Below are 213 nucleotides of genomic sequence, written 5' to 3'. Positions count from 1 at the left end.
CATACCGAACACGGAAGTTAAGCTTCTCAGCGCCGATGGTAGTTGGGGGTCTCCCCCTGTGAGAGTAGGACGCCGCCGGGCAAGATGCATTTTACATCTTGTTTCAAAGATAAGGATTGTGTATCCAAATCGAAGAAATTATTAGTATTCCGCAGTAGCTCAGTGGTAGAGCACTCGGCTGTTAACCGAGCGGTCGTAGGTTCGAATCCTACC

1 tRNA gene and 1 rRNA gene are annotated in these 213 nt (G+C 49.3%); both read left to right on the top strand.

Annotated elements, in window-relative coordinates:
- A 5S ribosomal RNA gene (rrf, locus tag UB32_RS18980) occupies positions 1 to 81 on the top strand; the annotation flags it as partial.
- A gap of 75 nt (positions 82 to 156) precedes the next feature.
- Positions 157 to 213, top strand: a tRNA-Asn gene (locus UB32_RS07320).

Origin of the sequence: Mesobacillus subterraneus, from assembly GCF_000934845.1 — a bacterium.
GTDB classification, from domain to species: Bacteria; Bacillota; Bacilli; order Bacillales; family Cytobacillaceae; genus Mesobacillus; species Mesobacillus stamsii.
The sequence above is the reverse complement of the archived record's forward strand: the minus strand, read 5'-3'. Positions and strand labels throughout refer to the sequence as shown.